Origin of the sequence: Nocardioides sp. CCNWLW216 (genome assembly GCF_037120545.1) — a bacterium.
In the GTDB taxonomy this organism is placed as follows: domain Bacteria; phylum Actinomycetota; class Actinomycetes; order Propionibacteriales; family Nocardioidaceae; genus Nocardioides; species Nocardioides lianchengensis.
The window spans coordinates 238646-249581 of sequence record NZ_JBBBBJ010000008.1; the positions used below are offsets into that span (position 1 = coordinate 238646).

8 protein-coding genes are annotated in these 10936 nt (G+C 72.8%); 5 read left to right on the forward strand and 3 right to left on the reverse strand.

Annotation, left to right across the window (positions count from 1 at the left end; genetic code table 11):
• Positions 1-104: 104 nt before the first annotated feature.
• Positions 105-3353 (forward strand): Ig-like domain-containing protein, encoded by a 3249-nt coding sequence (locus V7S47_RS18615; RefSeq protein ID WP_336562971.1) that lies wholly within the window; start codon positions 105-107, stop codon positions 3351-3353.
• 68 nt (positions 3354-3421) lie between these two features.
• Here the strand turns inward: V7S47_RS18615 and V7S47_RS18620 are convergent, their stop codons facing one another.
• Positions 3422-5020 (reverse strand): ABC-F family ATP-binding cassette domain-containing protein, encoded by a 1599-nt coding sequence (locus tag V7S47_RS18620; protein WP_336562972.1) that lies wholly within the window; start codon positions 5018-5020, stop codon positions 3422-3424.
• Positions 5021-5079: 59 nt separating this feature from the next.
• Here V7S47_RS18620 and ypfJ point away from each other — a divergent pair, with 59 nt between their 5' ends.
• The 4 genes from ypfJ to V7S47_RS18640 all read left to right on the forward strand — a co-directional run bounded on the left by ypfJ (position 5080) and on the right by V7S47_RS18640 (position 9239).
• Complete coding sequence (ypfJ, locus tag V7S47_RS18625) at positions 5080-5967, forward strand: KPN_02809 family neutral zinc metallopeptidase (protein WP_090856201.1); 888 nt, start codon at positions 5080-5082, stop codon at positions 5965-5967.
• 42 nt (positions 5968-6009) lie between these two features.
• Positions 6010-6447 (forward strand): response regulator, encoded by a 438-nt coding sequence (locus tag V7S47_RS18630; RefSeq protein WP_336562973.1) that lies wholly within the window; start codon positions 6010-6012, stop codon positions 6445-6447.
• Positions 6448-6717: 270 nt separating this feature from the next.
• Positions 6718-7764 (forward strand): cytochrome P450, encoded by a 1047-nt coding sequence (locus V7S47_RS18635; RefSeq protein WP_336562974.1) that lies wholly within the window; start codon positions 6718-6720, stop codon positions 7762-7764.
• Positions 7765-7919: 155 nt separating this feature from the next.
• Positions 7920-9239 carry a sensor histidine kinase gene (locus V7S47_RS18640; protein WP_336562975.1) on the forward strand — a complete coding sequence of 440 codons (1320 nt, stop codon included), beginning with the start codon at positions 7920-7922 and terminating at the stop codon, positions 9237-9239.
• Between the two features lie 3 nt (positions 9240-9242).
• On the opposite strand, the gene V7S47_RS18645 is transcribed toward V7S47_RS18640, so the two are convergent.
• Both V7S47_RS18645 and V7S47_RS18650 read right to left on the reverse strand, forming a co-directional pair.
• On the reverse strand, positions 9243-10142 hold the full coding sequence (locus tag V7S47_RS18645; protein WP_336562976.1) for a phosphotransferase: 900 nt from the start codon (positions 10140-10142) through the stop codon (positions 9243-9245).
• Positions 10143-10182: 40 nt separating this feature from the next.
• Positions 10183-10806, reverse strand: coding sequence for an acVLRF1 family peptidyl-tRNA hydrolase (locus V7S47_RS18650; RefSeq protein ID WP_336562977.1), 624 nt, complete (start codon positions 10804-10806; stop codon positions 10183-10185).
• Between the last annotated feature and the right edge of the window lie 130 nt (positions 10807-10936).

The following is a 10936-nucleotide window of genomic DNA, read 5'->3' on the forward strand; positions in this document are numbered from 1 at the left end:
TGAAAGGCACTCGGCCTGCCCAGTGTGGCAGCAGAAAGTGAAGAACGCCTGTGAACGCCATCCGTAGAACCCGCCGGGGCCGTACCGCTGTGAAGGCCGCCGCGGTGGCCGCAGCAGTGGCCCTCGCGCCGCTCTCCCCGCTCGGCGCCCTGAGCGCCGCCGACGCGGCCGCCCCGACCGCCACCCACGGCATCGACTTCGACTACTTCGACGACGCCTACACGAATCTGGGTGCGAACAGCGTCTTCGAGACCGTCACCCTTGAGCGCTTCAAGTACATCCTCAAGGACAAGCCCGGCAACTTCGCCTTCCTGATCGGCGACCCGGCGGACGCCAGCACCCAGGCGACCATCGGCCACATCAACGACGTGGCCAAGGAGCTCGGCATCTCGAAGATCTACAACTTCACGCCGAAGATCGACGGCGGCAAGTGGAACCTCTGGAACTGGGCCGACCTCGAGTCGGTCGTCGGCGGCAACGGTCTGGCGTACTGGAAGGCCGAGGGACCGGCCGGGACGGCTCTGACGACCGACTACCTCAACCAGGACACCACCCCGCAGTTCGTGCGCAACGGGGCCGGCACGGTCGACGCGCCGTACCTCTTCGTCCACAACAAGGACCGCACGGTCGACGTCGCCGGGGCCCCGACCGCCGACCACATCGTGTCCTCGCTGACCGACCGCAAGACCGTGGCCGACCTGGACACCCCGGCCGAGGTGACGGCGTTCCGTGACCAGGTCCGCGGCGTGCTCGACGACGTCCCCGCCGGCCAGTACGCCGTGAACTCGGCCTTCACCTACTGGAAGGACGAGGGCAACCGGCGCCATGCCGCCGGCTACAACGAGGGCGCGGAGCCCGGTCGGTACGGCGGCACCGAGATCATCACCGACGCCGACAACGTCGACGGGTGGCGGATCCAACCGATCACCTACCCCGAGTGGATCGCGCTGCTGAAGAAGCCGGGCGACATCCCGTTCCTCTTCGGCGGCACCTGGTGCCACAACACCCGGGCGATCATCAAGGAGGTGAACCGGCTGGCCCAGGAGAACGGGGTGAAGAAGGTCTACAACTTCGACTACTCCCTGTTCTCGACGTCCAACGGCGGCACGAACTACGACCACAGCCGGAGCTCGGGCACCACCATCACCACCGGCACCGGTGACGCGACCCGCCTGCTCTACCCGAGCCACCTCTACGGCCAGACGATCAACACCTACCTGTCCAACGCGATCGCGCAGTACGGCAAGGTCGGCCAGGTCGGGCAGAGCCCGAACTACTACCACCCCGACGGCGACATCACGAAGCCGGTCGAGAACGCAGTCCGGATCCAGGTGGGTCACTTCCTGACCTACAACAAGGACCACAAGGACGCGGCCGGCGCCCCGGCGCCGGTGGTCGACCAGGCGCTGCGCCAGAACGACGACGGCGGCAACACCGAGCACATGACCGAGTGGTGGTTCGTCAAGAACCGCGAGCTGCCGTCGACGGACCACACCGGCCGGGGCAGCATCAACGTCACCGCGGGCCAGGCCAACAACGGGCTGGCCAACCAGCGGGCCTTCGCCAAGGAGGCCATCGACGACATCGAGCAGGTCTTCCGCGGCTTCACCACGGACCTGCCGAGCACGACCACCGTCACGGGTGTCGGTGCCTCGGTGGACAAGGGCGCGACGCCGACGCTCCAGGTGTCGCTCGACGCCCCGGGCTACGCGCCGTACACGTCCTCTCAGGGGACCGGCTCCGCCACGCCGGGCACCCTGGTCGCCAAGCCCCGTGGGTGGGTGCGCCTCCTGAACGGCACGACCGAGATCGAGCGCAAGCGGGTCGCCCGCGCCGGTACGACGTCGTTCACCCTGCCGGCGCAGAACACGCCGGGCCCGCAGTCCTACTCGGTGCAGTACCTCGGCCGCGGCGAGCTGATCCAGCCCTCGACCCAGCAGGTGTCGTTCGCGGTGGCGCCCACCACGACGACGCTGACGGGCGCGGCCTCGGCCGCGGCCGGTCAGTCGACGCAGTTCACGGCCACCCTGACGCCCGCGACGGCGACCGGGGCGGTGACCCTCACGGGCCTGCCGGGTGCCGCCGTCACCGGGACCATCAACGCCGGCTCGGCCACGCTGACGGTCCCCGGCACGGTGCCGTCCGGCACCTACCAGGTCAAGGCGGTCTACGCCGGCAACGACGACAACGCCGCCAGCGAGAGCGCCACCCAGGCGTTCCAGGTGGTCGCCAACCCGTCGACGACCACCCTCACCGGCCCGGAGTCGACGACGTACGGCGCGGGCGGCACCTACACGGCCACGGTGAGCGCGGGTGCCACCGGCACCGTCCGGCTGCTCGGCCTGCCGGACGCGATCGACGCCACCATCTCGAGCGGTACGGCGTCCTTCACCCTGCCGGCCGGACTGCCGGTGGGCGCCTACCAGGTGCACGCCCAGTACCTCGGTGACAGCCAGTACGGCTCCTCGGGGTCGGCCCCGCGGGCGCTGACCGTCGCCAAGGCGGCCACGACCACCACCGTGGCCGGCCCGGCGTCGCTGGCGCTCGGTGCCGGCGGCACCGTCACCGCGACCGTGCCCGGCGCGACCGGTCCGGTGACGCTGTCCGGTCTGCCGGGCGGCAACCGCACGGCCCAGCTCGCCTCCGGCGTCGCGCAGTTCACGGTGCCGGCCTCGACCCCCGCCGGGTCGTACGCGCTCACCGCGAGCTACGCGGGCAACGGGTCCTACCTCGCCTCGCAGTCGACGGCCTTCTCCCTCGCGGTGGCCAAGGGCACGGCGTCGCCCGGATCGACGGCGACGAACCAGGCCTACGGCAAGGCGGGCTCGGTCACCGTCACGGTGCCCGGCACCGCCGGCATCGTGCCGACCGGGACCGCGCGGGTCCTGGAGGGCGCCACCGTGCTCGGCACGGCGGCCCTCGTCGGCGGCCGGGCCACGATCGCGCTGCCGAGGACCGCGACGGTCAAGAAGCACGTGCTGAAGGTCGAGTACCTCGGTGACGCGAACTACCTGGCCTCCACCGGGGCCGGCAGCTTCACGGTCACCAAGGGCACGGCCAAGGCGCCGACCTTCAAGGCCAAGGGCACCGTCCGGTCCTCCAAGGCGGGCTCCGCGACCGTGACCGTCGGCACCGCCGCCGGCCTCGCCAAGGCCAGCGGCAAGGTCAAGCTGGTGCTGAAGAGCGGCCGGACGACCAAGACCGTCAACGCCAGGCTCGGCACGCGCGGCACGGCGACGGTGAAGCTGCCGAAGCTGGCCAAGGGGAAGTGGACCGTCCAGGTCACCTACCTCGGCAGCACCACCTACGCGGCGGCCAAGGCGAAGGCCGTCAGGCTCACCGTCAAGAGGTAGTGCGTACGGCGTGGCCGCTCCGGGTTCGCCCGGGGCGGCCACGTCGGCATGTCAGGAGCCGGTGCGGCTCAGGCCAGCGACACCAGGTCGGCGTAGTCCTCGTTCCAGAGGTCCTCGTCGCCGTCCGGGAGCAGCAGCACCCGGTCGGGCTCCAGTGCGCGTACGGCGCCCTCGTCGTGGGTGACCAGGATGATCGCGCCCTCGTAGGTGCGGATCGCGGCCAGCACCTCCTCGCGGGAGGCGGGGTCGAGGTTGTTGGTGGGCTCGTCGAGCAGCAGCACGTTGGCGCTGGAGACGACGAGCGACGCCAGGGCCAACCGGGTCTTCTCGCCGCCGGAGAGGACCGCTGCCGACTTGTTGGCGTCGTCGCCGGAGAAAAGGAACGACCCCAGCACGCTACGGGCCTCGGTGTCGGTGAGCTGCGGCGCCGCGCTCTGCATGTTCTGCAGGACCGTGCGGTCGGTGTCGAGGGTCTCGTGCTCCTGGGCGTAGTAGCCGATCTTCAGGCCGTGCCCGGGCACCACGCGTCCGGTGTCGGCCTGGTCGACTCCGGCCAGGATCCGCAGCATCGTGGTCTTGCCCGCGCCGTTCAGGCCCAGGATGACCACCCGCGAGCCCTTGTCGATGGCCAGGTCGACGTCGGTGAACACCTCGAGCGAGCCGTAGGACTTGGACAGCTCCTCGCCGGTGAGCGGCGTCTTGCCGCACGCCGCGGGGGCGGGGAACTTGATCCGGGCGACCTTGTCGGCGGCGCGCTCGCCCTCGAGCCCGGCCATCATCTTCTCGGCGCGCTTGAGCATCGACTGGGCCGCCACGGCCTTCGACGCCTTGGCGCGCATCTTGTTGGCCTGGTCGGTGAGCGTCTTGGCCTTGCTCTCGGTGTTGGCCCGCTCGCGCTTGCGGCGCTTCTCGTCGGTCTCGCGCTGGGTGAGGTAGTGCTTCCAGCCCATGTTGTAGACGTCCATGACGCAGCGGTTGGCGTCGAGGTGCATGACCTTGTTGACGGTCTCCTCGAGCAGCGCGTTGTCGTGGCTGATCACGATGAACCCGCCCTTGTGGGCCTTCAGGAAGTCGCGCAGCCAGACGATCGAGTCGGCGTCGAGGTGGTTGGTCGGCTCGTCGAGGATCAGGATCTCGGCGCCCGAGAAGAGGATCCGGGCCAGCTCCACGCGGCGACGCTGGCCGCCCGAGAGCGTCTTCAGCGGCTGGGAGAGGATCCGGTCCTCGATGCCGAGGCTGGCGGCGATCGTGGCGGCCTCCGACTCGGCGGCGTAGCCACCGCCGGCGTGCATCTCGTCGTCGGCCCGCGCGTAGCGGCGCATCGCCTTGTCGCGTTTCGCCGGGTCGTCACTGCCCATGTCGAGCTCGGCCTGCCGCAGACGTCGTACGACGTCGTCGAGCCCGCGGGCCGAGAGGATCCGGTCGCGCGCGATGACCTCGGGGTCGCCGATGCGCGGGTCCTGCGGCAGGTAGCCGACGTCGCCGGAGCTGGTCACCTTGCCGCTGGCGGGCAGCGCCTCGCCGGCGAGGATCTTGGTCAGGGTGGTCTTGCCGGCGCCGTTGCGACCGACGAGGCCGACCTTGTCGCCGGCGGCCACCCGGAAGCTGACGTTCTCCATGAGGAGACGCGCGCCGGCGCGGACTTCCAGCTGGGAGGCGGTGATCATGAGGACACCCATCCTAGGTCTGGGTACGGGTCGACCAGCGAATCCGAGGAGGCGGCGAGATGCGGTTCAACCCCAAGGCCAGGCTGGACACGGGCCGGGTGAGTGACGCAGGTCGCGGTGGCGGCGGCTCGCGGGCCGGCATCCCGGGCGGCCTCCCCGTCGGCGGCGGCATCGGCGGCGTGCTCGTCCTGGTCCTCGTCTACGTCGCGATCCAGGTCCTCGGTGGGGGCGGCGGCACCGACGACGCCGTCGACGGCAGCGAGCGGTACGCCGGCTGCGAGACCGGGGCCGACGCCAACGAGAGCGCCGACTGCTTCCGGGTCGGTGTGGCGAACTCCCTCGACGACTACTGGTCCGGCGAGCTGGGTGCGGACTTCCGGCCGGTCGACCGGCTGGTCACCTTCACCGGGAACGTCCAGACCGGCTGCGGCGCCGCATCGTCGGCGGTCGGACCGTTCTACTGCCCGGGCGACGAACGGATCTATCTCGACACCTCGTTCTTCGACGAGGTCCTGGAGCGGCAGCTGGGCGGGCCGGACGGTGGCTTCGTGGAGTCCTACGTGCTCGCCCACGAGTACGGCCACCACATCCAGCACCTGCTCGGCACGATGGGACGGGTGCGCACCCAGCAGGGGGCGCAGAGCGACGCCGTACGGCTGGAGCTGCAGGCGGACTGCTACGCCGGCCTGTGGGCCCGCTACGCCACCAGCACCGAGGACCGGGACGGACTGGTGCTGATCACCGACCTGACCGAGGAGGACATCGACCTGGCCCTGGCCGCGGCGTCCGCCATCGGCGATGACCGGATCCAGGAACGGACGCAGGGCCAGGTGACCGAGGAGACCTGGACGCACGGCTCCGCGAAGGCCCGGGCGACGTGGTTTCGCACCGGCTGGGACGGGGGCACGGTGCAGGGCTGCGACACCTTCGACGCCCCGAACGGGTGAGACCTGATTAAGACAGGTCCCGAGGGGCGATAGCGTCTACCCATGACTTCCGGCCAGCGATCCGACCCACCCCGCCCCGCCGGGGCCGGAGGTGAGGGCACGCCGGGACCGCTCCGGGTGCTGGTCGCCGACGACTTCGAACCCGTCCGCATGCTCGCCGTCCGGATGCTGCAGAAGCTCGGGTACAGCGAGATCGAGGAGGCCGAGGACGGCCAGCAGGCGGTCGACGCCCTCGCGGCCCGGCGCTTCGACCTGCTCTTCCTCGATCTCTCGATGCCCAAGCTGTCCGGCCAGGACGTCGTCCGCTGGCTGCGCTCGCACCCCGACCGCTCAGACGGTCTCTCGATCGTCGTCATCAGCGCCTCGGCCCATGCCGAGCGCCCGGTGCTCAACGAGCTCGGGGTCACCCACGTGCTCCCGAAGCCGTTCCGCAGCCAGGAGATCGCCGATGTGATCAAGGCGATCTACGGGCCCGCCTGAGCCGTCCGGATTTCGGGCGCATGACCCGGGACCGACCGGGTAGATTGACCCACGAAGTGGGGACTTCGATGTGGGAGCAGTACGAAAGGGACACGACATGATCAAGAACTTCCGCCAGCGCCGTGCGATCGCCCAGGCCGGCCGCAGCCTGCGCGCCATCTACACCTGGCGCAAGCCGGGCATCTGAGCACGACCGCTGGACCACACGGCGCCGAGGACCCCGACGGGGTCCTCGGCGCCGTGGTACGTGCGGCCGGTACGTCGGAGCCCGTGCGCCTGGCTCCCGGCGGCCCGGTCCTGGTCCCCTCCTTCGACGGCGCGCGCACGGTGCTCACCGACCCCGATCGCTTCGTGCTGCCCTTCGACGTCAGCCGTCGGGCCGTCCGCCGCCACGGCCGATCGGTGCCCAAGGACACCGCTCCCCTGCCGGCCGACGCGGTCGCCCTGGGGCGCGAGGTCTTCGCCCGTGAGCTGGCCCGGGCCGCTGCCGGCCTCGGTCACGAGTCGACCGAGGTCGACACCCTGGTCCTCCTGCGCGAGCCGGTGGGACGGTCGACGACGGCCGCCCTGCTGCCCGACCTCGACCCCGTACGCCGCGACGGCATCGCCGACCTGGTGGTCGCCTGGGTCGACGCCCTCGGTCCGGTGATCTCGGCCCAGCGTCCGCCCGGCCGCTGGAGCCGCGTGCGGCGGGCCGAGCAGCGGTCCTGGCGTGCCCTGCTCGCCGGCCTGCGCACCGCCGGCGTCCCGGACCCCGCGGCCGTCGCGACCGCCCTGGCCGCCGGCGTCCAGGTGCCGATCGCGGCCGGCGCCTGGTGCCTCACCCTGCTGGCCGCCGACCCCGATCTCCAGGACCGGCTCCGCGCCGAACCGGGGCTGGTGCTGCCCTTCGTGTGGGAGGTGCTCCGGCTCTACCCGCCCACCTGGCTGCTCGCCCGGATCACTGCCACCGAGGTGGAGGTCGGCGGCACCCGGCTCCCGCCGTACACGCCGGTGGTCGTCAGCCCGGTCGCGCTCGGACGCCTCCCCCGGCTGGTCCCCGGTCCAGACCGGGGCCGGTCCTCGCTGGACCGGCTGGACCCGAATCGCTGGACCGGGTCCGACGTCCGTCCGGGTGCGTGGCTCGCCTTCGGCGCCGGTCCCCACGCCTGTCCGGGACGCAGTCTCGGCCTGGCCCAGCTGACCCTGCTGACCTCCTGGGCGACGACGACCGACCTCGAGGCCACCGCGCCGCTGCAGGTCGACACCGACCGCGGGCTCTCCCCGCGGCCGTCCGCCGTGGTGATCTCGCCGCGCGCGCATCCCCCGGCCTCCTAGCTGTACCTAGCGGCGCGCGTCGCGCGCCCCTCCCTGCGTTGCCGACGCCAGCCGGACGGCTCGACGTGACGGCACGTCGGACGCCTGGCGCGCCACCCGCTCCGAGCACGCCAACCGGGCCACAACTTCCGACGCGCGACACTAGGCTGTCGCCTGTGGAGAGCGACGCGATGCAGTCGATCCCGACGCAGATGGCGGCCTCCCCCGAGGCGCTCGCCCTGGCGACGGAGATCCTGGCCGGACACGGCACCATGACGGCCGCCATCGAGCAGGTCGGCGGCCTGCTCTCCGGCCTCGACGGTGTCGACCTGGTCGCGACCACGCTGGTCCTGCTGCGCCCCGCGGACACCGAGCAGTGGATCCCGCTCGGCGAGCGCGCCTGGCTGCGCGAGTGGCGTCGGCCCGGGGCCCACTGCTCCGTCGCGCCCCAGGAGGGCGGTGGCCCCGAGCAGGCGCTCACCATGCCCTGGCTCTCGCCGCGTGCCCGCTCCAGCGTGATCGCCGTCGTCGACGTCGAGCGCCTGCCCGAGGAAGCGGCCCAGGACCGGCGCGAGCTGACCGGCTGCGGGGTCCGCGCGGTCGTGAGCCAGTCGATCTCCCACCACGGCGTGCTCTACGGGAGCGTGGCGATGGCCCGCGAGGAGGCCGGTCCCTGGCCCGAGTCGCACCTGTCCGACGTACGCCTGCTCAGCGCGGCCGTCGCCTCCCGGATGGCCGAGGAGCTGGCCCAGCTCGCGCTCATCGACGCGATCCGGCGCGGTGACGACGCCCACCGCAGCAAGGAGCACTTCTTCGCCGCGCTCGGGCACGAGCTCCGGACCCCGATCGCCGCGATCCTCGGCACCGCCGAGCTCCTCGGCGAGGACGCCCGCGAACGAGTCGAGACCGACGGCTCCGGGTTCGCCGCCGACGTCGCCCGCGACGCCGGCGTCGTGCTGCGCGCGGCCGAGCAGCTGCACGCCGTCGTCGAGGAGCTGCTCGGCACCGGGCAGGAGCTCGGGGGCGGGACCGAGACCCAGTGGGTCGATGTGGCCGAGGCGCTCGCCGACGTCGGGCACTGGCTGGCTGCGCCCGCGCGCGCCGGCGCGATCACGGTCAGCACCGACGTGCCACCGGGCGTCCTGGTCCGCACCACGCCGTCCGCGCTCCGCCAGATCCTGACCAACCTGCTCGGCAACGCCATCGCCTACAACTCCCCCGGCGGCAGCGTGCACGTCACGGCGAGCCGGGCGATCGACGAGTTCGGCCGCCCGCGGGTGCGGATCGGCGTCCGCGACGACGGTCCGGGCCTCACCCCCGAGCAGCAGCGCCAGGTGTTCGACCCGTTCGTGCGCTTCGCCGGCGCGGAGGTCCGCGGCACCGGGTTGGGGCTGTCGCTCTCGCGCTCGCTCGCGGAGCGCGACGGCGGGCTGATGGGCGTGGAGTCGACGCCCGCTGAGGGCTCGGTCTTCTGGCTCGACCTGGCGTCGTCCTAGCGGCTACAGCAGCGCCTCGATCTGGGGGAACTGCCGCTGGAGCGCCCGCAGGTGCGGGGCGACGGCCGGGTGGCGGTACTTGCCGGCCAGCGCTCCCTCGCCGCCGGCGACCCGGGCCAGCGCCCACTCGGCGCGGTTGAAGGCGGTGAGGACCGCGGTGACCCGCGCGCCCTGGGCGGCGTCCTCCCGGGCGGCGGCGCCGGCGGGGAGCCCCATCAGGTAGGCGTCGAGCAGCGGCTCGAACTCCTCGCGCGCCATCAGCATGAAGTAGCCGAGGTCGGCGCCGACCGGCCCGCGCCCCAGCATCGACCAGTCGATCGCGACGACGTCGTCGCCGTGCCGGCCGGGCAGGTTGGCCGGCACCGGGTCGCCGTGCTGCGCGACCTGGGGCAGCGCGTCGAGCTCGTCGAGCAGCGCGTGCCGCTTGCCCCACAGGTGCTCGGCGACGTCGGCCACCGTGGTCCGGGCCAGCGTGCGCCAGCCGCCGTGCCGCTCGACCCGCCGCATCCGGTCCCGCAGCTGGTCCTGCGCCAGCCAGCGGATCCCGCCGAGCTCCACACCCGCGAAGCGGCCGAGCCCGTGCGCCGCGAAGAGCCCGGTCACCGCCGCGTCCTCGACCCACTCCTGGGTCAGGGTGATGCCCTCGGAGTCCTCCTCGACCGCCGAGACGGGGCCGCGGAGACCCGGCGTACGGTCGACCAGGCAGGCGGTGACGACGTCGGCGCCCCGGCGCCAGTAGGCGAAGTGCCGTGGGTCGCTCAGCTCCGCCGGGTCGTGCTCGGCGGGTGCGGAGAGACGCTTGACGACCACGGGACGGTCGCCGACCACCGTGCGCCACACGCCGACGGTGGACGTACCGGTGCCACCCGGGAGCGGGTGCCAGCCGGGCTCGGGCTGCCACATGCCGTCATCGTGGCAGAAAGAGACCCCGGAGACGGGGAGGTCAGGCCGATCCGGCGTCGGCGTTGACGACCTCGACCTGGACGGAGCACGCGTCCGCGACCGCCTGCTCCAGCACCGCCCGGCGCGGATCGGGCACGGCGAGCCACGGCCCGACCACCTCGAGCGAGCGCAACCGGGCGTCGCCGAGCACCTCCTCGACGGCCGGCCGGTCTCCCCCGGTGACCAGCGGACCGCGCAGGCCGGCGAGGATCCGTGCCGCGTGCTCGGCGGCCGCCTCGTAGGCCTGCCGCGCCTGGTTGTCCCGGCGGCGGGCGAAGCGCTGCTGGCTCTGCCCGCCCGCTTTGGTGCGGCCCTGGACGTGCCGCTGACCGACCTTGGACTCGCCGGTCCGGTCGCCGGCCAGCCGGGCCACGGCGAAGCCGCCCTTGCGCACCAGGAGCACGCCCCAGTCCACCGGCGCGACGCTCGCCGCGGCGAAGGCCTCGGCGTCCGGCAGGCCGTCGTACCCCTCGGCGAAGGGGAGGCGCGCGCGGAACGTCGAGCCGTCGGAGGCCGCTCCGGCCAGCGCGCCGCCGGCGACCGTGAGTCCGGTCGCGCCGTGCCGGCCCTGAAAGTTCAGGACCCACCGCTCGAACCGGGCGGCTGGGATGAGGACGGGGGGCACGGGGACCACCCTAGGGCGGCGCGGCGTCAGCAGAAGACGAGGGCCGAGGGAGCCCCCCTGGTGGGGTCAGCGCCCCCCGTGGGGGTGCCCGCCGGCACAGGGTGAAGGGGTGGCCACACCCCCCCCCGCC

Excerpts from the sequence above, each read along its gene's own strand:
- ypfJ (WP_090856201.1), top strand. The coding sequence starts at position 5,080 with ATGCGGTTCAACCCCAAGGCCAGGCTGGACACGGGCCGGGTGAGTGAC.
- V7S47_RS18630 (WP_336562973.1), top strand. The coding sequence starts at position 6,010 with ATGACTTCCGGCCAGCGATCCGACCCACCCCGCCCCGCCGGGGCCGGA.
- V7S47_RS18620 (WP_336562972.1), bottom strand. The coding sequence starts at position 5,020 with ATGATCACCGCCTCCCAGCTGGAAGTCCGCGCCGGCGCGCGTCTCCTC.
- V7S47_RS18645 (WP_336562976.1), bottom strand. The coding sequence starts at position 10,142 with ATGTGGCAGCCCGAGCCCGGCTGGCACCCGCTCCCGGGTGGCACCGGT.